Annotated in this window: 25 protein-coding genes; 19 read left to right on the top strand and 6 right to left on the bottom strand. The window is 40.0% G+C overall.

Annotated elements, in window-relative coordinates; genetic code table 11:
* Nucleotides 1–19 precede the first annotated feature (19 nt).
* Genes ACX0HA_RS05980 through metF form a run of 3 tightly spaced genes read left to right on the top strand, consistent with a single transcriptional unit; the run spans nt 20 to nt 4,650 of the window.
* On the top strand, nt 20–1,021 hold the full coding sequence (locus ACX0HA_RS05980; protein WP_458844361.1) for a homocysteine S-methyltransferase family protein: 1,002 nt from the start codon (nt 20–22) through the stop codon (nt 1,019–1,021).
* The gene (gene metH, locus ACX0HA_RS05975) at nt 1,022–3,694 is read left to right on the top strand and encodes a methionine synthase (protein WP_458844360.1); all 2,673 of its coding nucleotides are present in this window, start codon (nt 1,022–1,024) and stop codon (nt 3,692–3,694) included.
* The gene (gene metF, locus ACX0HA_RS05970; protein WP_458844359.1) at nt 3,694–4,650 is read left to right on the top strand and encodes a methylenetetrahydrofolate reductase [NAD(P)H]; all 957 of its coding nucleotides are present in this window, start codon (nt 3,694–3,696) and stop codon (nt 4,648–4,650) included. The genes metH and metF overlap by 1 nt, the downstream gene beginning before the upstream one ends.
* A gap of 58 nt (nt 4,651–4,708) precedes the next feature.
* On the opposite strand, the gene ACX0HA_RS05965 is transcribed toward metF, so the two are convergent.
* The 3 genes from ACX0HA_RS05965 to gldA form a co-directional block, all read right to left on the bottom strand.
* Nucleotides 4,709–5,008: a type II toxin-antitoxin system RelE/ParE family toxin gene (locus ACX0HA_RS05965; RefSeq protein ID WP_458844358.1), complete on the bottom strand. Its 300-nt coding sequence runs from the start codon at nt 5,006–5,008 to the stop codon at nt 4,709–4,711.
* Nucleotides 4,992–5,231, bottom strand: a complete 240-nt coding sequence (locus ACX0HA_RS05960; protein WP_458844357.1) for a hypothetical protein — start codon at nt 5,229–5,231, stop codon at nt 4,992–4,994. The genes ACX0HA_RS05965 and ACX0HA_RS05960 overlap by 17 nt, the downstream gene beginning before the upstream one ends.
* Before the next feature lie 66 nt (nt 5,232–5,297).
* Nucleotides 5,298–6,203, bottom strand: coding sequence for a gliding motility-associated ABC transporter ATP-binding subunit GldA (gldA, locus tag ACX0HA_RS05955; RefSeq protein WP_458844356.1), 906 nt, complete (start codon nt 6,201–6,203; stop codon nt 5,298–5,300).
* 61 nt (nt 6,204–6,264) lie between these two features.
* Here gldA and ACX0HA_RS05950 point away from each other — a divergent pair, with 61 nt between their 5' ends.
* The 16 genes from ACX0HA_RS05950 to ACX0HA_RS05875 all read left to right on the top strand — a co-directional run bounded on the left by ACX0HA_RS05950 (nt 6,265) and on the right by ACX0HA_RS05875 (nt 24,400).
* The gene (locus ACX0HA_RS05950; protein ID WP_458844355.1) at nt 6,265–7,377 is read left to right on the top strand and encodes a chorismate mutase; all 1,113 of its coding nucleotides are present in this window, start codon (nt 6,265–6,267) and stop codon (nt 7,375–7,377) included.
* Nucleotides 7,378–7,390: 13 nt separating this feature from the next.
* Nucleotides 7,391–8,362 (top strand): ribosome small subunit-dependent GTPase A, encoded by a 972-nt coding sequence (gene rsgA, locus ACX0HA_RS05945; protein WP_458844354.1) that lies wholly within the window; start codon nt 7,391–7,393, stop codon nt 8,360–8,362.
* The gene (gene dtd, locus ACX0HA_RS05940; RefSeq protein ID WP_458844353.1) at nt 8,362–8,814 is read left to right on the top strand and encodes a D-aminoacyl-tRNA deacylase; all 453 of its coding nucleotides are present in this window, start codon (nt 8,362–8,364) and stop codon (nt 8,812–8,814) included. The genes rsgA and dtd overlap by 1 nt, the downstream gene beginning before the upstream one ends.
* Nucleotides 8,815–8,862: 48 nt before the next feature.
* A complete protein-coding gene (locus ACX0HA_RS05935; RefSeq protein ID WP_458844352.1) occupies nt 8,863–10,770 on the top strand; it encodes a DUF3857 domain-containing protein in 1,908 nt (635 codons plus the stop codon).
* A gap of 37 nt (nt 10,771–10,807) precedes the next feature.
* Complete coding sequence (locus tag ACX0HA_RS05930) at nt 10,808–12,811, top strand: transglutaminase domain-containing protein (RefSeq protein ID WP_458844351.1); 2,004 nt, start codon at nt 10,808–10,810, stop codon at nt 12,809–12,811.
* Between the two features lie 3 nt (nt 12,812–12,814).
* Nucleotides 12,815–14,761, top strand: coding sequence for a DUF3857 domain-containing protein (locus ACX0HA_RS05925; RefSeq protein ID WP_458844350.1), 1,947 nt, complete (start codon nt 12,815–12,817; stop codon nt 14,759–14,761).
* A gap of 90 nt (nt 14,762–14,851) precedes the next feature.
* Nucleotides 14,852–15,178 carry a nucleotide pyrophosphohydrolase gene (locus ACX0HA_RS05920; RefSeq protein WP_458844349.1) on the top strand — a complete coding sequence of 109 codons (327 nt, stop codon included), beginning with the start codon at nt 14,852–14,854 and terminating at the stop codon, nt 15,176–15,178.
* 2 nt (nt 15,179–15,180) lie between these two features.
* Nucleotides 15,181–15,393, top strand: a complete 213-nt coding sequence (locus ACX0HA_RS05915) for a hypothetical protein (protein WP_458844348.1) — start codon at nt 15,181–15,183, stop codon at nt 15,391–15,393.
* A 3-nt stretch (nt 15,394–15,396) separates the two neighbouring features.
* Nucleotides 15,397–16,623 (top strand): 3-phosphoshikimate 1-carboxyvinyltransferase, encoded by a 1,227-nt coding sequence (aroA, locus tag ACX0HA_RS05910; RefSeq protein ID WP_458844347.1) that lies wholly within the window; start codon nt 15,397–15,399, stop codon nt 16,621–16,623.
* A 149-nt stretch (nt 16,624–16,772) separates the two neighbouring features.
* Nucleotides 16,773–17,822 carry a tRNA preQ1(34) S-adenosylmethionine ribosyltransferase-isomerase QueA gene (queA, locus tag ACX0HA_RS05905; protein WP_458844346.1) on the top strand — a complete coding sequence of 350 codons (1,050 nt, stop codon included), beginning with the start codon at nt 16,773–16,775 and terminating at the stop codon, nt 17,820–17,822.
* Between the two features lie 204 nt (nt 17,823–18,026).
* Nucleotides 18,027–20,129 carry a sensor histidine kinase gene (locus ACX0HA_RS05900; protein ID WP_458844345.1) on the top strand — a complete coding sequence of 701 codons (2,103 nt, stop codon included), beginning with the start codon at nt 18,027–18,029 and terminating at the stop codon, nt 20,127–20,129.
* 84 nt (nt 20,130–20,213) lie between these two features.
* On the top strand, nt 20,214–20,597 hold the full coding sequence (locus ACX0HA_RS05895) for a response regulator (protein ID WP_458844344.1): 384 nt from the start codon (nt 20,214–20,216) through the stop codon (nt 20,595–20,597).
* The gene (locus tag ACX0HA_RS05890) at nt 20,590–21,633 is read left to right on the top strand and encodes an adenylate/guanylate cyclase domain-containing protein (RefSeq protein ID WP_458844343.1); all 1,044 of its coding nucleotides are present in this window, start codon (nt 20,590–20,592) and stop codon (nt 21,631–21,633) included. The genes ACX0HA_RS05895 and ACX0HA_RS05890 overlap by 8 nt, the downstream gene beginning before the upstream one ends.
* 61 nt (nt 21,634–21,694) lie before the next feature.
* The gene (gene kynU, locus ACX0HA_RS05885; RefSeq protein WP_458844342.1) at nt 21,695–22,978 is read left to right on the top strand and encodes a kynureninase; all 1,284 of its coding nucleotides are present in this window, start codon (nt 21,695–21,697) and stop codon (nt 22,976–22,978) included.
* An 85-nt stretch (nt 22,979–23,063) separates the two neighbouring features.
* Nucleotides 23,064–23,468, top strand: a complete 405-nt coding sequence (locus tag ACX0HA_RS05880; protein ID WP_458844341.1) for a hypothetical protein — start codon at nt 23,064–23,066, stop codon at nt 23,466–23,468.
* A gap of 110 nt (nt 23,469–23,578) precedes the next feature.
* Nucleotides 23,579–24,400, top strand: a complete 822-nt coding sequence (locus ACX0HA_RS05875; RefSeq protein WP_458844340.1) for a zinc-dependent peptidase — start codon at nt 23,579–23,581, stop codon at nt 24,398–24,400.
* An 80-nt stretch (nt 24,401–24,480) separates the two neighbouring features.
* On the opposite strand, the gene ACX0HA_RS05870 is transcribed toward ACX0HA_RS05875, so the two are convergent.
* The 3 genes from ACX0HA_RS05870 to ACX0HA_RS05860 all read right to left on the bottom strand — a co-directional run bounded on the left by ACX0HA_RS05870 (nt 24,481) and on the right by ACX0HA_RS05860 (nt 25,967).
* Entirely contained in the window at nt 24,481–24,984 is a 504-nt protein-coding gene (locus tag ACX0HA_RS05870) for a DinB family protein (protein WP_458844339.1), read from the bottom strand.
* A 143-nt stretch (nt 24,985–25,127) separates the two neighbouring features.
* The gene (locus ACX0HA_RS05865; RefSeq protein WP_458844338.1) at nt 25,128–25,505 is read right to left on the bottom strand and encodes a VOC family protein; all 378 of its coding nucleotides are present in this window, start codon (nt 25,503–25,505) and stop codon (nt 25,128–25,130) included.
* A 33-nt stretch (nt 25,506–25,538) separates the two neighbouring features.
* Nucleotides 25,539–25,967: a VOC family protein gene (locus ACX0HA_RS05860; RefSeq protein ID WP_458844337.1), complete on the bottom strand. Its 429-nt coding sequence runs from the start codon at nt 25,965–25,967 to the stop codon at nt 25,539–25,541.
* Between the last annotated feature and the right edge of the window lie 33 nt (nt 25,968–26,000).

The following is a 26,000-nucleotide window of genomic DNA, read 5'->3' as shown; positions in this document are numbered from 1 at the left end:
ACCAGATTTTTATTTTGTTATGTCAAAAATACAAGACGCCATAAATGAGAGGATACTCGTGCTCGACGGAGCCATGGGTACTATGTTGCAGCGCTATAATTTTTCGGAAGAAGATTTTCGTGGCGAACGTTTCGCAGCTTTTCCACACCCGCTTAAGGGTAATAATGATTTACTGTCGCTTACGCAACCTAAGGCCATTCGCGATGTGCATGCCCAATATTTTGCGGCAGGCGCCGATATCGTGGAAACCAATACTTTCTCAGGCACTACAATCGGTATGGCCGATTATCACATGGAAGATTTGGTGTATGAGCTCAATTATGAGTCGGCACGCATTGCCCGTCAGGTAGCCGATGAGTTTACCGCCAAAGAACCGAATAAGCCGCGTTTTGTGGCAGGCTCAATAGGCCCGACAAACCGTACTGCCAGTATGAGCCCCGATGTAAACGATCCGGGTTTCCGTGCCGTAACCTTTGATGATTTGCGGATTGCATATAAAGAACAGGTAAAGGCATTGATTGATGGTGGTTGCGACCTGTTATTGGTAGAAACCATTTTTGATACCCTGAATGCCAAAGCAGCTCTTTTTGCCATTGAAGAGGTGAAAGATGAGTTGGGAATTGAGATTCCTATCATGGTGAGCGGTACAATTACCGATGCTTCGGGACGTACGCTTTCGGGACAGACGGTAGAGGCTTTCCTTATATCCATATCGCATTTGCCATTGTTGAGTATTGGCTTTAACTGTGCCCTGGGTGCCGATCAGCTGAAGCCTTACCTGAAAAGGTTGGCTCATAATACATCGTTCAGCATTTCGGCGCACCCCAATGCGGGATTGCCCAATGCTTTTGGACAGTATGACCAGACGGCTGAAGAAATGCAGGTACTTATCAAGGAATATCTTGACGATAACCTTATAAATATTATTGGCGGATGCTGTGGCACCACGCCGGAACACATCAGATTGATTGCGGAAGTTTCCGCTCAGTATAAACCCCGAAAAAGTGAGATTGCTATATAAATGAAAGTGACTGAAAGATATCTTAAACTGTCGGGTTTAGAGCCACTTATTGTTACCCCCGAAAGTAATTTTGTAAATATTGGCGAACGTACGAATGTTACGGGATCGCGAAAATTCCTGCGCCTCATTAAAGAAGAAAAATATGAGGAAGCGCTCGATATTGCCCGTGCACAGGTAGAAGGCGGTGCACAGATCATCGACATTAACATGGATGAGGGGATGCTGGATGGAGTGCATGCAATGACCACTTTCCTGAATCTTATTGCTTCTGAGCCGGATATTGCCCGTGTACCTGTTATGATTGACAGCTCTAAATGGGAGATTATCGAGGCAGGGCTTAAAGTTACGCAGGGTAAAAGTATCGTAAACTCCATCAGCCTTAAAGAGGGTGAGGACTTGTTTATTGAACATGCCAGAAAGGTAAGACGTTATGGTGCTGCCGTAATTGTAATGGCTTTTGATGAGGTAGGACAGGCAGATACTTATGAAAGGCGAATCGAGATTTGTAAACGTTCGTATGATGTACTGGTCGATAAAGTAGGTTTTGCACCTGAGGATATCATTTTTGACCCGAATATATTTCCTGTGGCAACAGGTATGGAAGAGCACCGTAAAAATGCGCTCGACTTTTTCCTTGCTGCCAAATGGATTCGTGAAAACCTGCCGTATGCCCATGTGAGCGGGGGAGTGAGCAATGTGTCGTTCTCTTTTCGTGGTAATGATAAGGTAAGGGAAGCGATGCACTCGGCATTTTTGTACCACGCTATTTCGCATGGTATGGATATGGGTATTGTTAACCCTGAGATGCTCGAGATCTATGATGAGATTCCAAAAGACCTTTTGGAACATATTGAAGATGTATTGCTGGATCGTCGTGACGATGCTACCGAACGTCTTTTGGCATTTGCCGAAAATGTAACCGGCGACGTAAAGGTAAATGAGAAACAGGCTCAGGAATGGCGTTCGCTTCCAGTACAGGAAAGGCTGACTCATGCCCTTGTAAAAGGGATCGATGAGTTTATCGAAATTGACGTTGAAGAAGCCAGGCAACTGGCAGAGAAGCCTATTCAGGTTATCGAGATCAACCTGATGAATGGTATGAATGTGGTAGGTGACCTCTTTGGCAGCGGAAAGATGTTTCTGCCGCAGGTGGTGAAATCGGCACGTGTAATGAAAAAAGCGGTAGCCTATTTGCTACCTTTTATTGAAGAAGGTAAAGGTAAAGCCTCATCTGCCGGAAAAGTGCTGATGGCAACCGTGAAAGGAGACGTTCATGATATTGGTAAAAACATTGTTGCGGTGGTTTTAGGCTGTAACAATTTTGAGATAATAGATCTTGGTGTCATGGTGCCACCCGAAAGGATTATAGAGACTGCTGTTAAGGAACAGGTGGATATTATTGGCCTTAGCGGATTGATTACCCCTTCGCTTGACGAGATGGTGTACCTGGCCAAAGAAATGGATAAGCTGAATATCAGCATACCGATAATGATAGGTGGGGCAACGACTTCGCGTGCACATACTGCTGTTAAGATCGCCCCTGAATACCGCGAAACGGTAGTACATGTAAATGATGCTTCGCGTGCGGTGACAGTAGCCGGTAATTTATTGAATACGAATACTAAAAAAGAATATTCTAAATCCCTTCGAGAAGAGTATGATAAGCTTCGTGAAGGTTATCTGAACCGCTCTCGCGATAAGGATTTCCTGAGTATTGAAGATGCACGCCGCAACAAGCTGCAACTGGATTGGGATGCTTTTACTCCGGTTGCACCTAAGTTCATTGGTACAACCATAATTGAGCCACATCCGTCGGAGCTGGTAGATTTTATTGACTGGACGCCATTCTTCCAGACATGGGACCTGCACGGAAAATATCCTGCAATTCTCAACGATGAGGTTGTGGGCGAACAGGCAAAAGTATTATTTGCAGATGCGCAAAAGATGCTGAAACAAATAATTGGTGAAAACTGGTTCACAGCTAAGGGTATTTACGGGGTTTTCCCAGCACAGCAGGTAAACGATGACGATATTCAGCTGTACAATGCAGAAGGAAAACCGAATGTAAAGTTTCTTACGCTAAGGCAACAATCGCAAAAGACCAAAGGAGCACCTAATATTGCACTTTCGGATTTTATTGCACCAAAAGATACCGGAAAGACCGATTATATGGGAGCGTTTTGTGTAACTACCGGTTTTGGTGTAGATGAAAAGGCAGCGGAGTTTGAAAAGGAGCACGACGATTATAACTCGATAATGGTTAAGGCTCTTGCCGATCGTCTGGCTGAGGCATTCGCTGAATATCTGCACTTAAAGGTACGTAAGGAAACATGGGGCTATGCATCAGATGAGATATTGAGCAATGATGAACTGATAAAAGAGCAGTACGAAGGTATACGTCCGGCGCCGGGTTACCCTGCATGTCCTGACCATTTAGAAAAGAAAACCATCTGGCAATTGCTGGATGTAGATAATAAAATAGGCGTATCGCTTACCGAGAGCCTGGCCATGTGGCCTGCGTCATCGGTATCGGGATATTATTTTGCCAATCCGAAGAGTAAGTACTTTGGACTTGGGAAAATAAAAGAAGACCAGGTGATAGATTACGCCAAACGAAGAAGTATAAGTACAGAGGAAGCTACAAAATGGCTTAACCCCAATATTGCAGACTAATGAAAGTAACGGAACACGTAGAAAATGCCAATGGCAAAACACTTTTTTCTTTTGAGATACTGCCTCCGCTAAAGGGGCAGAACATACAATCCATATTTGACAGCATTGATCCGTTGATGGAGTTCAATCCCCCATTTATTGATGTGACTTACCACAGGGAAGAGTATGAATATAAAGAATTGCCAAACGGACTGCTGGAAAAAAAGGTTGTAAAGAAACGTCCGGGTACAGTAGGTATCTGTTCGGCGATACAGAATAAGTACCAGGTAGATGCTGTTCCGCATATCCTTTGCGGTGGTTTTACTAAAGAAGATACCGAGAACTTCCTTATTGATCTTGATTTTTTGGGAATCCAGAATGTGGTAGCCCTTAGAGGTGACGCGGTGAAGAGTGAGATTTATTTCAAACCTGAAAAAGAAGGTAACCAATATGCATCGGAACTGGTAACACAGATAGCTGAGCTGAATAAAGGGATTTACCTTGATGCTGATCTGCAGAATACATCGGCGACGAATTTCTGTATTGGGGTAGCGGGTTATCCTGAAAAACACATGGAAGCGCCAAGCCTTGACAGCGACATCTATTTCCTGAAACAAAAAATTAAGAATGGTGCGACGTATATCGTAACCCAGATGTTCTTTGATAACCAGAAGTTCTTTGACTTTGTGGCAAAATGCCGAAAAGAAGGAATTACTGTGCCTATTATCCCAGGATTAAAGCCAATAGCAACCAAGAAGCAACTAAACCTGATTCCGCACCGCTTTAAGGTAGATTTGCCCGATGATCTGATTATGTCAGTAGTAAAAGCAAAAGATAACGATGCTGTAAAAGAGATAGGGATTGAATGGTGCATTGAGCAAAGTAAGGAACTGGTAAAAGCCGGGATTCCTGTACTGCACTACTATTCTATGGGTAAAGCAGAAAATGTAAAAGCGATCGCCTCGGCGATATTTTAGATAATTGTTTGTTTGTTGTTTACAAAAAAGCCCGTCAGTAGCTGACGGGCTTTTTTTATTATAATTTTCTTTTACGTGGATTTTGGCGATGAGAAAATAATGAAATTATTTCTATTGAATTATTATTTACACGATAGTATAAAGTGTTGTGCTTTGCTACAATGGCGCGTTTAATGTTTTTTGTGTCAGAATTAGGAAAAATATCAGGATTTACTGATATTAATTGTAATGTGTTTTCAAGTTTAGAAGCAAAGTTCCGTAAGTCACTTTCTGTCCAATGTTCTTCAAGGTATTCTATTGTTTTTTTTAATTCTGATAAAGCATGATCTGTCCAAAAAACATTATAGCCATTTCCCATAGATGTCTTTGGCTTTTGAATGAGGTGTTAACTTGCCTGCGTTAGCATCAATAATACCTTTTTCTATTGATGATCTCTCTTCATCAGAAATTAAATTCCACCAGTCCTTGCTTTCTTTCTTTTTAAGGTCTGCTATTTTTTTTATAATAGAAATATCTTCAAGGGTGGATAACCATTGTATCAATTCTATTTTTTTATTTTGGATTTCTAATTCAGCATTCATGATTCAGCCTTTTTTCTAATCAAATTTAATTAATTCTAGTCTAAGAGCTAATTAAGGTTTGTTAAATTAATTTTTCTTCGTCATTTCCCTGAACACGGTCTCAAGGTTTTTGCTCTTAAGCGATAGCTGAAGTGTTTTCAGGTTATTGGCCTGTGCAAAATCGAATACTACAGGGCGCATGTCATTATCAGCTGTAAATGTAAGTTCCCATGTATTGCCTTTGGTGTTTTTAGCAGCAGTCAGACCGGAAAGGCTTTGAATGATAACTTCTTCTACAGGCTTGTCGAATTCTACCTCGATAACCTGAGCCTCTTTGTGGTCTTTCACAAGGTTTTTCAGGTTTTTATCGGTAACGATCTTTCCGTGGTCAATGATAATAACCCTGTCACAGATGGCTTCTACTTCCTGCATGATGTGTGTTGAAAGAAAAACTGTTTTGTCCTTGCCTATGTTTTTGATAAGGTCACGAATTTCTAATATCTGATTAGGATCAAGGCCTGTAGTAGGCTCATCAAGGATAAGTACTTCAGGATCGTGAAGCAGTGCAGTGGCAAGCCCAACACGCTGGCGGTAACCTTTAGAAAGTGCGCCTATTTTTTTATGAGCTTCCGGTGTAAGTCCCGTAAGCTGGATAACTTCTTCGATACGTGATTTATTGACTTTATAAACATCGGCATTAAAGGCAAGATATTCTCTAACATAAAGGTCAAGGTACAGCGGATTGTGCTCCGGCAGGTAGCCTACCGATTTTTGTACAGCTTTTTCTTCTGTAGCAACATTAGACCCGTTTACGAGGGCACTGCCTGTATCAGCGCTAAGGTAAGTGGTCAATATTTTCATAAGCGTCGACTTTCCCGCACCGTTTGGCCCAAGAAAACCCACGATCTCTCCTTTGTTTACAGAAAATGAAACAGCATCCAGCGCTTTTTGTTCGCCGTAGCTCTTAGAAATATCCTTTACCTCGATTGACATAGCCTTTGATTTTGAAACAAAAGTAGTAAGAAAACATTAATTTTGTAGTAGAATTCAAAAAATGGAAAACAATAAAGAGTTAAGGACATGGCTGGACGAATTCAAATCGTCTAAGCCTTTGATTATAGCAGGCCCTTGTAGTGCCGAAACCCAGGAGCAGGTAATGGATATTGCCCGCCAGCTTAAAAATTCAGATGTGAGCATTTACCGTGCAGGTATCTGGAAGCCGAGGACACGTCCGGGAGGTTTTGAAGGTGTTGGAGCCATTGGCCTGAAATGGCTGCAGGCAGCAAAAGCCGAAACAGGACTGCCAATGGCTGTTGAGGTGGCTAATGCTACGCATGTAAAGTTGGCTTTGGAACATGATATAGATGTTTTATGGATAGGCGCGCGTACTACAGTAAATCCGTTTGCTGTGCAGGAAATAGCCGACGCGCTTAAAGGTACTGATAAGATAGTGCTCATAAAAAACCCGGTGAATCCGGATCTAAGCCTTTGGCTGGGAGGCGTAGAACGCCTTTATAATGCCGGAATCAAAAAGCTTGGGGTTATACACAGAGGTTTTTCTACCTACGAAAAAACCAAATACCGTAACATACCCGAATGGCAGCTTGCCATTGAGCTTCATGAGCGTTTCCCTGATTTACCGCTTATTGGAGATCCGTCGCATATAACCGGGCGTCGCGACATGATACAGGAGGTAGCCCAACAGGCACTCAACTTGAATTATGACGGACTTATGATCGAGACCCATAACGATCCTGACAATGCCTGGAGTGATGCCGCACAGCAGGTAACCCCGGCAAGGCTTAAAGAAATACTGGATAGCCTTATTGTTCGTGAAAAGACCAATGACGACAGCGTTTTTAACGGAGAGCTTGAAAAGTTAAGATTGCGTATTGATGAATATGATTCGAAACTGATACAGGTATTAGGGCAACGTATGCGTATTGCTGATAAAATTGGAGAGCTTAAGAAAGAAAATAATGTTGCCGTACTGCAAACACAGCGCTGGAAACAGATACTGGAAAGGATGAAAATGGAAGGGCTTCCTGAAAATCTGGGTGAAGAGTTCATACTTGACCTGTTCAGGGCAATCCACCAGGAGAGTATCATGCACCAGGAAAAAATAATAACCGGAAGCAAGCCTGAAAATAAAAGCAATAATAATTAGTTATCTTTGCGGTATGACAGGAGTTGTTTATAAATCTACCGGAAGCTGGTACACTGTGAAAGCAGAAGATGGAACCTTTTACGAATGCCGTATAAAAGGAAAATTCCGAATTAAAGGCATTAAGAGCACGAATCCCGTTGCCGTAGGCGATGTGGTTGACTTTGATCTTGATGAAACATCTGATGCCACTACCGGACTTATCCATACAATACACGAGCGTAAAAATTATATTATCCGTAAATCGGTAAACTTATCGAAACAGGTGCATATCATTGCATCTAATATTGATAAGGTTTTTCTTTTGGTTACGATAAACAATCCGCCTACTACAACAAGCTTTATTGACCGTTTTCTGGTTACTGCCGAGGCTTACGGAATAGAAGCGATATTGATGTTCAATAAAATTGATACGTTTGATGATACGATGCTTGATGATCAATTGTATCTGCAATACACATACAGTAGTATTGGCTATAAATGTCTTCGGGTATCTTCAACCCTGCAAAAAGGAATAGACGAACTGAAAGCTGAAATGAAAGACAATGTTAGTATGTTCTCAGGCCATTCGGGTGTTGGGAAATCGACGCTTATCAATACGCTCCAGCCGGGTCTTAACCTTAAGACCAAAGCTATATCTGAACAGCATAGCCAGGGACAGCATACAACAACTTTTGCCGAAATGTTTGATCTTGATTTTGGAGCCAGGATCATAGATACTCCGGGTATCCGTGGATTTGGTATTGTTGATATGGAAAAAGAAGAGATTGGCGATTATTTCCCTGAGTTCTTTGCACTGAAAGACCAGTGTAAATTCAACAACTGCCTACATAAAGAAGAGCCACACTGTGCCGTAAAAGAAGCACTCGAAAAAGACGAGATTTCGTGGTCACGTTATAACAGTTACCTGAAAATGCTGGAAGGTGACGACGAACATTACCGTACCGATGTATATGGCGATGGTAAAAACAAAGATGCTGAGAATTAATGAGAGCAGTAATTCAGCGTGTCAGTGAGGCATCAGTAACGATAGAGGGAAAAAGAGTTGCCGATATAAAAGCTGGTCTGCTTGTTCTTATAGGTATAGAAGATGCCGACACACAGGAAGATATTGACTGGCTTTCTGCAAAAATCGTGAAACTCAGGATTTTTGGGGACGAAGAAGGCCTGATGAACCGTTCTGTTGAAGATGTCAAAGGAGATATTATCATAGTAAGTCAGTTTACACTGCATGCCGCAACAAAAAAAGGGAATCGTCCCTCCTACATCCGTGCTGCCAGGCCGGAAGTTGCAATCCCCCTCTATGAAACATTTGTAAAGCAAATGGAGAAAGATTTAGGTAAAAAAATACAAACCGGTGAGTTTGGTGCCGATATGAAAGTGGCTTTGATCAACGATGGGCCAGTAACCATCGTGGTTGACACAAAAAATAAAGAATAGATTTTTTCGTGTTAAAAAAATCTTATTTTTGCGCAAACCAACCCAATCATGTTTTTAAGATTTTTATTATCTCTGTTACTTCTTTTTCAATCTGTTATTTTTGCACAGGAGACTACAGATTTGGCTATTACCTCAATTCCTGAAGCGCTTAAAGAAAATGCCGATGCCGTTGTAAGGCTTGATAAAATGGATATTGAAATAACCTCGAGAAAATCGATGGTTATAAAAAAGACCAGAATTGTTACTGTATTCAATGAAAGCGGTCAAAAAGCCATTGACGCTGAAGAGTATTTTGGTAAATCTGAAAATATACGTTCTATAGAAGTTGTGGTATATGACAAGATTGGTACGCAAATCAAAAAAATAAAGCGTAAGGATTTTAAAGAAGTTTCGGTGTCACAAGGATATAGTGTGACTGATAATAAGCTGCTTTATCTGGATTACACACCGGTACAGTATCCGTTCACAATTTTATATACCAGTGAAGTTGAAACATCTAATACTGCATTCATACCTCAATGGTATTTCAAGGAAAGTGCTTATACAAGTACTCAAAAATCTGAGATATCCATAATTTCTAAACCTGAGCTGGGACTCAAGCATAAAGAATACAATTTCGAAGGGACTGCAATTGTAAAAGATATTACTGCCAGTAAAATAAGCTTCAGGGCAGAGAATATTCCTGCTTCAAAGAGGGAAGATTATTCGCCTTCATACCGTAAAACGTCACCTTATGTAGTTTTTGGACTAGATAAATTTAACCTTGAAGGTGTTGAAGGTGTAGCCGACACCTGGGAAAATTTTGGCTCATGGTACTATAACTCTTTATTGACGGGGACTGATGAGCTTTCTCCTGAAACTATAGCAAAAGTGCGTGGAATGGCCGGCAATGAAACTGACCCTTTAAAGAAAGCGAAGATACTGTATGAATATATGCAGTCTAAAACAAGATATATAAGCATCCAACTGGGAATAGGGGGCTGGAAACCAATGTTGGCAAAAGATGTTGACAGGCTTGGTTATGGCGATTGTAAGGCATTGAGCAACTATATGAGGGCATTGCTTAAAGCTGTTGATGTAGAGTCATATTGTACTATAATTTATGGTGATACCGACAACAGGGATATTAAGGGAGATTTTGTGTCTATGCAAGGTAATCACATGATACTCGCGATACCTGATAAGGATAATAAAATGGTGTGGCTTGAATGTACCAGTCAGGATTTGCCGTTTGGCTTTCAGGGCGATTTTACTGATGACAGACAGGCACTGGTCATAAAACCGGGTAAGAGTGAAATTATAAAAACCAGGGTTTATGATGCACTGGGAAATACTCAGGCTACAAAAGCAACATACACAATTTCTGAAAGCGGAAATCTTGAGGCTAATGTCGTAATCGCTTCCAGGGGAATACAATATGACAATATTTACACTCTGGAAATCAAATCCCAAGCCGAGCGTGAGAAATATTATAAATCGCACATGGCTAACCTTAATAATCTTAAGATAAAGAAAGCCAGTCTTAACAATAAGAAAGACGTACAGGAATTTATAGAAGACCTTATTATTGAATCCGAAAACTATTGCAGTAAAAGTGGTAACAGGATGATGTTTGCCATCAATGCTTTTAATGCTTATGATAATATTCCTCAAAGATACCGCAGCAGGAAAAATCCTTTTGAGATTACTACAGGGTTTTATGATACAGATGAGGTTACGATTCTTCTTCCGTCAGGATATATCTTGGAAGCCAAACCTGAAAATATTGTAATAACCAACAAGTTTGGAGAATACAAAGCGGAATATACTGTGCCTGAGCCGGGTAAAATACTTTTTAAGCGATCATTGCTTATTAAAGAAGGCAGCTATATGCCTGCTGAATATGAAAACTACCGATTATTCAGGGAAAAAATTGCAAGAAATGATAATGCAAAAGCTGTCCTGCTGAAAATATAACCAACAAAACGAACCAACCTAATCTATTACCCTTACCATGAAATTACTTCATTTTTTTGTTTTCTTCTTAATAGCTGCCCTACCTGTTTCTGCTCAACAATATGAGCTGGGCGCAGTAACAAAAGAAGAGCTTGAAGAGAAAAAACATCCTATAGACCCTTCAGCCGGAGCAGCAATTTTGTTCAGCCGTGGGAAAACTTATATGACCCTTTCAGAACATGATGGTTTTGATCTTGTGACTGAAGTAGAGATGAAAATCAAGATATACGCTAAAGAAGGCTATGAATGGGCAACCAGGATCATTCCTCTTTATATGTCTGGTAGCAGTAAAGAAACTGTTGATGTTTCTAAAGCCGTTACCTATAATATTGAAGGCGGAGTCATTAAAAAATCCAAACTAAAAAGCGAGGGCGAATTTAATGAGGTCATTAATAAATTTTGGACTTCAAAAAAAATCATGATGCCTGATGTTAAGGAAGGTAGTATAATTGAATATAAATACACGATAAAATCACCGTTTATTACTCTGTTTCCCGAATGGGAGTTTCAGGAAGAGATTCCAGTGAACTACTCTTCATATACTACTGTAATACCCGAATATTATGTATATAACCCTGTTTTTAGAGGCTATTATTCTCCTAAAATAACCAGGACTACAAGAAACACAACTTTTAATTACACATCAAAAGACAGGTCAGGGACGTATACCACCAAGACTACTTTTGAAAACAAAAAGATAGAGTATCAGGAGCATTCTACTACCTATATACTTGAAAAGATGCCTGCTATGAAGGATGAGGCCTATGTCAATAATATTGATAATTATACTGCCAGTATTGAACATGAGCTGTCTATGACAAAATATCCAAATGAGCCTGTAAAGACATTTTCTTCGACTTGGGAGGATGTAGCCAAAACAATTTATAAGTATGAGGATTTTGGCCCTGAACTGGATAAGACGGGCTATTTTGAAAATGATTTGGCAACCTTGCTTAAAGGGGTAACATCGAGGGAAGAAAAAACATCTCTGATATTTACTTATGTGAAAGACAGGATGAACTGGAATGAATATACAGGTTACTCATGCGATGGCGGGGTTAAAAAAGCGTATAAAGATAAGACGGGAAATACTGCTGAAATTAACCTGATGCTTACGGCAATGCTGCGCTATGCAGGGCTGGACGCAAATCCTGTTCTAGTGAGCACCCGCAGCCATAAAATTGCGATGTTTCCCAACAGGTCGGCATTTAATTATGTGATCTCGGCGGTAGATGTTGATGGAAAGATTACTTTAATGGATGCTACATCGAAAGCTGCGATGCCTAACATACTGCCAACACGTGCCGTAAATTGGTACGGCAGGCTGATACGTAAAGATGGTAGTTCGGCAAATATAGACCTTAGCCCTAAGACAATTTCAAAAGAAGTGATCAATATCTCGGCTAAGATCGATACCGACGGAAAAATTACGGGCAAAGCCAGGGATCAGTATGTAGATTATAATGCTTTTGTCTTTAGGGAACACTACAGTAGTATAAATAAAGAGGTTTATCTTGAAAAGTTGGAAAAAAATATGGGAGGTATCCAAATAAGTAACTACAATGTATCGGATAAAGATTTTACAAAACCGGTTGTCGAAGATTATGACTTTACCCATGATAATCTGGCAGATGTTATTGGGGGCAAAATATATATTAACCCAATGTTATTCTTTACACAAAGGGAGAACCCTTTTAAATTAGAAAAAAGGGAGTATCCGATAGATTTTGTTTTTCCGCATCAGGATAAATACATGATCAATATTACATTGCCGGAGGGCTATGTTGTAGAGTCAATGCCTAAAGGGACTACTATAGTTATGGAAGAAAATATAGGGAGTTTTAAATACAATGTAGGAAGCAGCTCCAACACCATACAGGTAGGTGTGGTGCTTGATATTAATGCGGCGACGCTGGCTCCGGATTATTATCCCACGATCAAAGATTTCTACAACAAGATGATCGAAAAACAAAGTGAGAAGATTGTACTTAAAAAAGCGTAGGTTTTGCCAGTATTTAAATATAAGTCAGTAATAGCTATAATTTGCTTATTGTCAGGTTTTAGCGTAATAGCACAGAATTATAAACCAAAAAAAATAACAAAGGAAGAACTTCTCGAAAAAGCTCATCCGCTGGATAGCAGCGCACCCGCAGCGATTATACACCGCATTGGTAAGAGTTATTTTCCTGTAGCAAGCAGCGATTGGTATTTGATAACAGAGGTGCAGACCCGTATTAAGGTATATAAAAAAGAAGGTTATAAGTATGCAACCGATCAAATTACATATTACACGGGTGGGCAAATGACTAAAGGTTATTTTTCCGACGCATATACTTACAATCTTGAAGGGGACGAAATTGTAAGAACGAAACTTAAAAGTGATGGAGAATTTACTGAAGAAGTTAGTAAGGATTATGTAAAAAAGAAAATAACAATGCCAAATGTTAAGGAAGGCAGTATAATAGAATATACATATACTGTAATGACTCCGCATTTTTGGACATTCAGGGACTGGTACTTTCAATATGATATACCTGCGAATTATGTAGAATATAAAATAACTGTACCACAATACTTTTTATACAACAGATATTTAAGCGGATATGAAAAAGTAAATAAGGAAGAAACGAGTTTCTTAGCTCCGGTAGGTGCTAACTATAATGAATTGACAGATGTTTTTTGGGCAAAGGATGTAAAAGCATTTAAGGACGAACCTTTTGTGTACAATCCTGAAAACTATATGTCGATACTAAAGTATGAACTGGCTTCTACAAACTTTCCGGGGGGGATAAAAAAATATTCAAGTGACTGGGAATCGCTGGCTAAAACTATTTACAAGCATGATGATTTTGGAAAAGAACTTAATCAGGATTCGTATTTTAAAGAAGACATGCAAAATATACTTGAAGGGACTCCTGAAAATGAGAAAATGAACAAAATATTTTCTTACGTGAAGTCAAGGATGAACTGGGATGGTGAGAATGGCTATTTATGCGAAAGAGGAGTAAAAAAGGCTTTTGAGTCAAAAACTGGAAATGTAGCAGAGATAAACCTAATGCTTACCGCTATGCTAAGAGAAGCAGGGTTTAATGCTAATCCGGTTCTTGTAAGTACCCGAAATAATGGTGTGGCGCTTTATCCAAGCCATTCTTCTTATAATTATGTTATTGCCGGAGTTGAGATCGATAAAAAGATTGTACTTCTTGATGCGACGAGCAAATTTACTCAGCCCGACATATTGCCTGAGAGGACATTAAACTGGAGGGGGCGAATGATTAGAAAAGATGGTACTACTACAGATGTAGACCTGATGCAGATGAAGAACGCTAAAGAAACAATAACTGTTGTGGCTACACTTGACAAGGAAGGTACTTTTAAAGGGAAAGTCCGTGATCAGCGTAATGATTATTATGCCTACACATTCAAGGAAAGATATGCTGGAATGAATGAAGAGAAATATCTTGAAAAGCTGGAGAATAAATATAAGGGACTTGAGATAGAGACATATAAAAGAACGCTGGATAAAGAAAATCCGGGGCCTGTTACTGAAGAGTATGATTTTACAAATAAGGGGATGGTAGAAATTATAGACAGCAGGATATATTTTAACCCGATGCTCTTCTTTGCAGATACTCAAAATCCTTTCAGGCAGGAAGAGAGAAAATTTCCGGTTGATTTTGGTTTCCCATGGCAGGATAAATATATGGTAACGATAAAATTACCAGAAGGCTATGTGGTAGAATCGCTACCAAAGCCTGCTGCGGTAACTATGGAACAAAATATCGGAAGTTTTAAATATAATGTAGTTTCGCAAAATAATACAATACAGGTACTGGTTACTTTTGACCTTAATTATCATAACGTGTCTTCAGACTATTATAGAACTTTGAAAGATTTTTACCAAATGATGGCGGATAAACAAAAGGAAAAGATTGTACTTAAAAAAGCATAATAAAAAAGCACCGTAACACAACGGTGCTTTTTTATTATGGAAAGTCTCGGCAGAAAGTTTTAATTTTACCTGCATATATAAAGAACAGTTATGGATATCAATAATGCTCAGCTGGATGTAGACAATTGGATAAAAGAGCACGGTGTGCGCTATTTTAATGAACTTACAAATATGGCTCAGCTTACCGAAGAGGTAGGGGAAGTAGCACGCATTATTGCTCGTCGCTACGGCGAACAAAGCGAAAAAGAAAGCGATAAGAACAAAGATCTGGGCGAAGAGCTTGCCGATGTTGTTTTTGTAGTGCTGTGCCTGGCGAATCAGACAGGCATAAACTTGCAGGCAGCCTTTGACAAAAAAATGGACCTGAAAAGCAAGCGCGACCACGATAGGCATCATAATAACGAGAAACTGAAATAGTTATGAGGCTAAAGATCGCACAGTTCTTTGGAGGGATTATCATATATTCATTATTTGGAATACTGATGGTATGGCTTTCGGGAGTTGGCTTTAAAGGGCAATGGACTTTTCTGAGCATCTGGATAGTAGGCATGGCATTGATACATGTACTTGTTATTGAGCCATTGCGTGTAAGAATGGCAAAGAAGAGAGCTGCCGAAGATCAAAAAAAATAACGAATGGATATTGGCCTGCATTTACACGAAAGTATTATTCCTGCATCTTTACAGATATCAGGGAGCAAGTCTGAAACCAACAGGCTTGAGTTACTTCAGGCATTATACTACGGAATTACTATAAAAAACGCTTCCGGATCTGATGATAGTGAAGCTATGCGTAAAGCATTATCATCCAAAGATGAGGTTGTAGATGTTCATCATGCAGGGACCACGATGCGTTTTCTTACTGCTTATTATGCCATTCAGCCGGAGAGGCTGGTAACACTTACGGGTTCGCAACGTATGAAGGAGCGCCCAATAGGTGTTCTTGTACAAGCCCTTAGAACTCTGGGGGCAGATATTGAATATCTTGAAAATGAAGGATATCCTCCGCTAAAAATAAAAGGAAAAAAGCTTACTGATGATGCCGTTAGTATCAAGGCAGATGTTAGCAGCCAGTACATCACAGCATTGTTGCTAATAGGTGCAAAGCTAGAAAACGGGCTTAAAATTACGCTTGAAGGAGAAGTTACATCGCGACCATATATAGAAATGACACTTTCACTGCTTAATGAAATTGGAATTGATACTGAATTCCGCAATCACATTATTACAGTAAATCCATCAACTAACAACCAACAACCTACAACCATTACGGTTGAGAGCGATTGGAGTTCGGCTTCCTATTTTTATTCTGTAATTGCCCTGTCAGAAATCGGGGCATCCATAATACTATCTTCATACAAACAAAACAGCCTTCAGGGAGATAGTGCTTTGGCTGTTATGTATGAAAAATTAGGGGTAAAGACTGAATTTGGCCGTGATAAAATTACCTTAACCAGGGTAAGCCTGGAATTGACATCGATTAACTTTCAGCTAAAAGATACTCCAGATATAGCACAAACCCTTGCTGTTAGCTGTTTTGGTTTAGGGATAAGTTGCCATCTTACGGGGTTACATACATTAAAGATTAAAGAGACCGACAGGCTTGAAGCTCTTAAAACCGAACTTGAAAAACTTGGGGCAAAGGTAGCTGTTACTAATGATAGCCTTACACTGGAGCCTTCTGATAGTATAAACCCCAATATCGCTATTGCAACCTATAACGATCATCGAATGGCTATGGCTTTTGCTCCATTGGCAATCAAAGTCCCAATTATGATTAAGGATGCAGAAGTGGTGTCAAAATCATATCCTTCTTTTTGGAATGATATGCATAAGATTGGCTTTTCAGTTACCACTTTATAAGGAGTCTGGGCTTTGTTTTACAGCAGATTTTACATTTTAAAATAAATATATCGCAAAACACTTGACAACGCCTATGTGGCGATAGTATATTTGCAGGCAATTAAAGCAGAGGGTAAATAAGCCCTAACTGCCTAAAAATAAAAGTGAACATGAAATTATCTAACTTCAATTTCAACCTGCCTAAAGAGCTTCTTGCCGAATTTCCTGCTGAAAACAGGGACGAAGCACGCCTTATGGTGATAAACAGGAAGACCGGTACTATAGAGCATAAGCTGTTTAAAGACGTACTGGATTATTTTGATGAAGGAGATGTAATGGTACTTAACAATACCAAAGTTTTTCCTGCACGTCTTTATGGCAATAAGGAAAAAACCGGAGCGAGAATTGAAGTTTTCCTTTTAAGGGAACTTAATTCTGAACAGCGCCTTTGGGATGTTTTGGTTGATCCTGCAAGAAAAATAAGGATAGGAAATAAACTATATTTTGGCGATGACGACTCTCTTGTAGCAGAAGTTATTGATAATACAACTTCTCGCGGAAGAACACTTCGCTTTCTTTATGATGGCTCGTATGAGGAGTTTCGTAATAAGCTTACTGAGCTTGGAGAGACCCCAATACCTAAATATATAAACCGTGAGGTTGTACCTGAAGATGCTGAGCGTTACCAAACGATCTATGCTAAAGAAGAAGGTGCCGTTGCTGCACCAACTGCAGGACTTCACTTCTCTAAGCATTTGCTTAAAAGACTGGAAATTAAAGGGATAGATTTTGCTGAGATAACACTTCACGTGGGTCTTGGTACTTTTAATCCGGTTGAAGTGGAAGATCTTTCTAAACACAAAATGGACTCTGAAGAGCTTATCATTACACAGGAAGCGTGTGATATTGTGAACAAAGCAAAAACGGCCAAACATAAGATTTGTGCGGTAGGAACTACCACCATGCGTGCCATGGAGAGTTCTGTGTCGTCTGCGAAAACGCTTAACCCTTACGTGGGCTGGACAAATAAATTTATCTTCCCTCCATATGATTTTAGTGTGGCTGATTGCATGATCACTAATTTCCATACGCCAAAATCTACATTGCTTATGATGATCTCAGCCTTTATGGGTCATGATCTTATGCGCAAAGCTTATGATGAGGCTGTAAAAGAAGGTTACCGTTTTTACACTTACGGAGACGCGATGCTTATCCTGTAATTTGTGTAATTCAATATAGAAGCGGCCATTGGCCGCTTTTTTTATGGTCTGTAGTCAGTTTTGATGCGGTCTTAAAAGTTGAAATTTTTAACAAAAATTTTGTAGCTTGCAGGGGTTAGTCTGAGAGCTTTGAAATTGTCCTCCTGCTAACGAAACCAAACCAAAAATGATGTTTTACCACCGCATCGTTAACCAATGGCAACTATGAAAAAAATATTCGTTATCCTGCTTTTACTATCCTTCTTTCCTTTACAGGCACAGGATGTATGGCCTGAACCTTATAAAATAAATGCAGATTCACTACTCTACACACAGGATCTCCCTCTTGAAAACTGGCAATACTTAAATACAGGTGAAAAACATCTTAGCCTAAAAGACGTTTTGAAAGCAGAAACGCTAAAAAAGTTTAGCTACTCTAAAACCGGTAATATTTCTAACAACTTTGATAAGCCACATGTCTGGACACGCTATAAGCTAAAAAACGAATCGAAGCTGCCACATACTATTACTTTTTCGGCGCAAAAGCCTATAGAAGAATTATATGTGCTTCAAAATGGTAAGTGGAAACATTACCTTGTAGGCGACATGGTTCCCTGGAGCCAGAGAAAAGGCCTGAAACAATTGTCACAAATTATTTTTACGCTAAAACAGGGTGAAGAAATAAAAGTATACAGTGATTTGGGGCAAATTACAATTATGTCGGGACTGGCTCCCGAGATTGGTGATTATCTGAAAGTAATAGACTACCATTATATCAAAAAGCATAACTTCACCACGGACGATGTTATATCGTTCGGTTTTTTTGGTTTTATAATCTTTGCGGTTATATTTAATTTTTTCTTTTATTATGTAAACAGGGAAAGGGTGTATCTGGTGTATTCCATCACACTTCTTACTGCAGCATTGTGGCTGGCGCAAAGCGTTTTCTCATCACTGATATTTGATGAATTCAGGGCAGGTTACCCCGCATTTGTTGCTTTTACAGTAACTTGCTTTATAATAATGCTTATCCAGACAACGCGTTATTTTTTCAGGGTAAGTATTCATTTTCCCGGATGGGATAAATTCCTGGTGTATTCTTCAATTACCATTGGGATTACGGGAGTGCTTATCTTTATTGCCTACCAGTTAAATCTTATAATTTTCTTATTTGTCATAATTGGTGTCATGTCATTGGTAATATTTGCTTTTTTTATAGCTGCGATCGTTATGATTATTTCGTTGTTGCGTAAAAAAGATAAAGAAGCACGCCTTTTTGTTATTGCGGCAATACCATTTATGGTTAGCCCGATATTTTCGGCCATACTCCCTTTTAACTGGGTAATCCCGCTGTTTGGTATGTATACGATACTGGTGCTTTCCTGGGGAATGTTTGCGCGTTTTAAATCACTTCAAATAGCCAATGCAAGAGCCGCACTCGAAAAAGAGGAAGAACGTAACAGACTTATAGCTGCCCAGAAAGAAGAACTGCAAAGGGAGGTAGACGAACGTACAGCGGAACTCAGAAAATCACTGGAGGATCTTAAGCAGACGCAAAATCAGCTTATACAATCAGAAAAAATGGCATCACTGGGAGAGCTTACAGCAGGTATTGCTCACGAGATTCAGAATCCGCTCAATTTTGTAAATAATTTTAGTGATGTGAGTGTCGAACTCCTGGGAGAAATGGAGGAAGAACTGCAAAAAGGAGATGTCGAAGAGGCATTGGCAATAGCCGGCGATGTAAAGCAGAATCTTGAAAAAATTGCACATCATGGCCGCAGGGCAGATGGTATCGTAAAAGGAATGCTGCAACACAGCAGGGCTTCGTCAGGACTTAAGGAACCGGCAGACATCAATATACTGGCTGATGAATACCTTCGACTGGCGTATCATGGGCTAAGGGCTAAAGACAAAAGCTTTAACGCTAAAATGATAACTCAGTTTGATGAAAGCCTGCCAAAGGTTGCCATTGTAGGACAGGATGTGGGCCGTGTTTTGCTTAATATGTTTACCAATGCGTTTTATGCCACACAGCAAAAACAAAAAACAGCAGATAAGGATTATATGCCTACGCTTAGCGTAACCACAACCCAGGATGACAGCAATATAATCATAACGATCAGAGATAATGGTACAGGGATTCCGGATGAGATAAGAGATAAGATACTGCAGCCTTTCTTTACTACAAAACCTACAGGCGAGGGTACAGGATTGGGGCTGTCGCTTAGCTATGACATCATAGTTAAGGGGCATGGTGGCAGCATCGATATTAATTCGCAGAATGGAGAATTTTCTGAGTTTATCATCAGGCTCAAAAAAGATTGATGATTCGCGAATTACTTGATAGAGATATAAATAGTACATTAGCATATTACCATTAGGGTAGAGTGCAGCAATAACTTAAATAACATGAAGATACTTGTAGTAGATGATGAGGCCGATGTGCAGTCACTTTTTTTGCAGCATTTCAGGAAAGAAATAAAAATAGGGGAAATAGATTTTGACTTTGCCCTTTCGGGCGAAGAAGCACTGGAATATCTGCATGACAAACATAACGAAGTAGTTCTCATCCTGTCTGATATTAATATGCCGGGAATGAGTGGTATACAACTATTAGGGACTATAAGAAAGAACTATCATCATCCGTCTCCCGTTGTAATGATGGTTACGGCTTATGGCGACGATGAAAATTATAATCAGGCAATGGATAACGGGGCAGACGACTTTTTGACCAAGCCACTTGATTTTACACTTTTAAAAGAAAAATTAAAAACCTTACCACACCATGACTAAGATACTCGTCGTAGACGATGAAGCGGATTTAGAGATACTGGTAAAACAAAAATTTCGAAAAAAAATACGCGAAAACATATATGAGTTTGTGTTTGCACAAAATGGCGAAGAGGCACTCGTTAAAATAGGTGAGCACCCCGACCTTACGGTAGTGTTGAGTGATATTAACATGCCGGTAATGGATGGGCTAACCCTGCTGACAAGGCTTGCTGAAGTAAATCCGGTGCTTAAAGCTGTTGTGGTTTCGGCTTATGGCGATATGCAGAATATCCGTACTGCTATGAACCGTGGCGCTTTTGATTTTGTGGTGAAACCGGTAGATTTTGAAGACCTTGAGCTTACAATAGAAAAAACAGCCGGATATGTAAGGCAGATGCAGGAAACACTGCAGGCCATCAAAGAAAACAACATCCTCAAAATGTATGTAGACGAGAATGTGCTCAATTTTATGGCGCATAAAGAGTTTGAAAACACGTTGCTTAAAAATGAAATACTAGATGCAACGGTTATATTCATAGATGTTTGCGGCTTTACATCAATAACGGAAAGAGCTCCGGCTAATGAGGTGGTAAACCTTCTGAACGGTATTTTTGACAAGATTGTAGGCGAAGTGATAGGTCAAAACGGGCATGTGGATAAATTTATGGGTGATGCTGTAATGGCAGTATTCAGGGGCGATTTTCATCTGGATCGTGCAATGGATGCAGCACTGGCAATACGTGCATATATTGAAAAGGCGGAGGCAGTTACCTTAGCAGGTATATCTTATAAACCACAAATTTCTATTGGTATTAACAGCGGCGAAATGCTGTCGGGCAATATAGGCTCGGCATCATTAAAACGACTTGATTATACGGTAATTGGCGATGTGGTAAACCTTGCACAACGACTACAGAGTGCAGCGAAGCCCGGCCAGATATTAATTACCGAAGAAGTATATAAAAAAACTAAAGAATCGTTTAGCTGTAATCCGGTAGGCGAGTTTAATTTTAAGAATAAGGCCAATCCAATCGCAACGTTTGAGGTTATTGAATAAATAAAAAACTTTATCATTTTTTAATAATTTCTTACTTTTACGCCTCAACAAACAAACGATAATGGATTTTCAAAATACACGCGAATACGCAAAGCAGCTTGATGCTAATGACAAGCTGGCAAAATACAGGGACGAGTTCCATTTTCCGCATGTAAATGGCAAGCAGGTAATATATTTTACGGGAAATTCACTTGGGCTTCAGCCTAAAAGGACGAAAGCTTACGTAGATGAGATCATGGACGATTGGGCTAAACTGGCTGTAGAAGGCCATTTCTATGCCGATAAGCCATGGTGGGATTATCACGAGCGTTTTGCTGCACCCCTTAGTAAAGTAGTTGGCGCACTACCATCGGAAGTTACGGTAATGAATACACTTACCATTAATCTTCACCTTATGATGGTAAGCTTTTACCGCCCTACAGCAAAGCGCTTCAGGATTATATGCGAGGAGAAAGCTTTTCCAAGCGATCAGTACATGATCAAAAGCCAGGTGAAATTCCATGGGCTTGAGCCTGAAGATGCTATCGTTGAGCTGAAAAGAAGGCCGGGAGAGCATAACATTCGCCTTGAAGATGTTCTTGACAAGATAAAAGAGGTAGGCGATGAGCTTGCACTTGTGCTTATAGGTGGTGTAAACTACTATACAGGACAGGTATTTGATATGAAAACCATAACCAAAGCAGGACAGGAAGCCGGAGCCTATGTGGGCTGGGATCTTGCACATGCTGCGGGTAATATAAAGCTGGAACTGCATGACTGGAATGTAGACTTCGCCGCATGGTGCAGCTACAAATACATGAACTCAGGGCCAGGTAATGCATCGGGGGCATTCGTGCACGAAATGCACCACAACGATATGGACCTTAATCGCTTCGCCGGATGGTGGGGCCATAATAAAGAGCGCCGTTTCCTTATGGAACCAAACTTTGATCCTATCCGTGGAGCAAACGGATGGCAGGTGAGTTGCCTTCCTGTAATTGCATTGGCACCATACCTGGCATCTGTAGAGATGTTTGACGAAGTAGGTATGCCGGCACTTATCCAAAAGCGTGACCTGATCACATCTTATCTTGAGTTTATCCTTGGTGAGATCGATAAAGAGGTTAACGGTAATTTTGAAGTGATCACACCATCTGACCCTGCACAAAGGGCTTCACAGATATCGGTTTTCCTTCACGGAGAAGGAAGGTCGCTGTTTGAGTACCTGATGAAAAAAGGAGTGATAACCGACTGGCGCGAGCCAAACGTTATCCGTCTTGCACCGGTACCGCTATACTGTTCTTTTGAAGATATGTATGAGTTTGGACAGGTACTAAAAGAGGGAATCTTATCGCACAAAAAATAATTTATAAAGGGAGCAACCGCTCCCTTTATTTATACGTATAATTTATTAAGTTTGTAATTGAATATTTAAATAATAGATTAACTATATGAAGGGGACTTTACTTAGAGGACTTAAATTTATATTTGTTTTGTCATTGCTGATCTTAGCATCTTGTAGCGGTGACGGCGATAATGAGGCCCAACAGCTTGCCGGAATTGTTGATATAAAATATAAAGTTGTTGTAAACAGGTCGGTTATTGCAAAGATTACTTATAAAGACCCTACAGAAGCCATGGTAGTTGCAGACGAAGAATATCAGTCGATACTTGGGTTCGAACATGCACAGACAGTTGAAATGCCATTCAAAGCGCAACTTGATGTTGATTTTACAGGTACTGCGGGCATAGATGTTAATTATGACCTGTACATTTATCTGGATGGTCAGGAAGCACGCCACCAGCAAGGTATTGTGCCACCAAACGGATCAGCATCGATAGAATATGATTTTTAATACCTGAAAATTGAAACGATACATGATAAAAGGGAGCTATAGCTCCCTTTTCCATTATCTGATAGTTTTTATAATTCCTTTTGCCTATTTTGCAGACTATAACTGCACTTATGGAGATTTTCGCTGATCTGGCCACACTTTTGTTTGTAATCTTAATCGCTCTCGCATTTGTATATTTCATATTCAGGAGGATAATCGAACCTACTTACATACTACTTTTCAATAAGCCGGTATATGTTCATTTCTATCCTTTTCCAAAAGAATTATCTTTAGGTGAAAAAGCAGTGCTTGATAAACAATTCAGTTTTTACCGCAATCTTTCAGAGCGCCGTAAAAAATATTTTCGACATCGTATCAGGATTTTTATTGATAACTATCAGTTTATAGGGAGGCATGATATTGAAGTGACAGAAGAAATGAAGGTAAAGATTGCTGCCACATCGGTTATGCTGACTTTTGGGATGAGGGACTATCTGCCGTCTCTTTTTAACGTAATTATAATTTATCCTGACGTATTCGAATCGCAAAATGGCGATTATCATAAAGGAGAATTCAATCCTGCTGCAAAAGCAATTGTTTTTTCGTGGAAAGACTTTCAGCAAGGGATAGATTTTGATACTGATAATATGAACCTTGGCCTGCATGAATTTGCACACGTACTGCATTTGTGTGCAATAACTAAAAGAAGGCCTGAGGCATCCCTCGTCATTTACAAAGATATGTTTGAAGAGATCAGGGCATTCTCTGCTAATCCTGCTAACCGGAATAAAATAATGAATTCGGGATATCTCAGGGATTATGCTTTTACCAATCAGCATGAATTCATGGCGGTGGTGTTTGAGAGCTTTTTTGAATCTCCACAGGAATTCAGGCAAAAGCTGCCTGAATTGTATAAGATGGTAAAAGTGATGATCAATTACAGGGAGGGGTAGATCAATTCTCAGTCACAGTCACAATTTTCAGATTTTGTAATGTGATATATTAAACGAAAACTGTGACTACGACTGAAAACTTATTGAAGTTTCTCACGAATATTCTTCAGCTGATGGTTATGCCTCATGGTATGATAGGTTATAAAATGCAGCATCTCTAATTTAGTATTGCCTTCAAAGGGATGCCCGTTGGGCAGGGGAGCCATTTCTGTAAGGTTCACTTTATGGGCAGCTTCTACCATTTTATCTTTGGTTGCTTTCAGCGGCCCTTCCAGGTCGGCTTTATCATAATGCTTGTCTTCAGGTAGGATAAAATCGGGTGATTTCATTTTGGTGTCAAAATTCAGGAAGATTTCCTTAAGCCATGCTGCTTTTTCCTCAGGGTTTCTATGGGCTTGTTCTGTAGGAGCATAAAGCAGCTGATCCATGCCGTCTTCTGATTTATACAGATGCTGGCATACCTGCGCGGCGGTCCAGCTTCCTTCAAAGGGAACGGTGTTCATTTCTTTCTCATTAAAAGAAGAAAGAAGCTGCAGGGTTTCACTCAGCGCAGCCTCTAACTGGTTGATAATTTCTTTTGACATAACAGTCATTTTTATCTGCCACAATTGGGGCAGGTTGATGATTGAATTTTTTGTCATTTCGACCAAAACGCAGTGGAGTGGAGACACGAGGCTTTAGCCGACTGGCGAAGCAAATCTCAATTTAGTAATTTTGACCACTGAATTTATTCTTCCAGTACCGAAAGTATATTCCCTGCCGGATCTTTAAACCAGGCGATTAGCGGTCCGCCTCCCCGAAAGATGTTGTCGGGGTCAGTTTTCATATTGTCGAACTCGTAGCTTTCAAAAACTATCCCCTTATCTTTGAGCTGCTTTACGGCTTTTTCTACATTGGGAACCGGGAAGTTAAGAACCGTAAAGGTTGCTGGTTGATGATTGGGTTTTGGATAAAGTATAATAGGGATTCCGCCATTGATGTGCAGCTCTAAAATACCCATTTCTCCATTCTTTACATCGATCCCAAGTAGTCCGCTGTAAAAAGCTTTTGCTTTGGCGGTATCGTTTACCGAATAGCCGCTGAATGCTTTAGTGTCTTTAAACATAGCTTTGAATTTTTTAGATGAATCTTCCGATTACTATTTTTGAAGATACTTCTCGTTATAGCTTATCATCCACTGTATTTCAAACTTGTCAGTTAGCATACCGTAGTAATCTCCCCAAAACATATCATTCATAGGCATGGTAGCTTTACCTCCAGCGCTTAGTCCATTATAAATACGGTCAGCTTCTTCACGGCTGTTCGCATTCATACTTATTGACATGTTAGTACCGACAGAAACCTGTTCCATTGACTTAGGTACATCAGTACCCATTATCACACTGGAGCCTATGGGTAGTGCCACATGCATAATGCCATTTTTCTCTGTCTCGGGCATGTCTTCACAGCCCGGTGTATCGCCAAAGCGCATAAGCATGGCAAATTCGCCGCCAAAAACGCTTCTGTAGAAATTGAATACTTCCTCGGTATTGCCGTTGAAGTTCAGATAAGGATTCAAAGAATTCATAATTATTTAGATTAATTGTTTGTTTGTTTGTTT

It is taken from the genome of Flavobacterium hauense (assembly GCF_054457175.1).
Note: the sequence above shows the minus strand (reverse complement) of the source record. Positions and strands in the feature narration are given on the sequence as shown.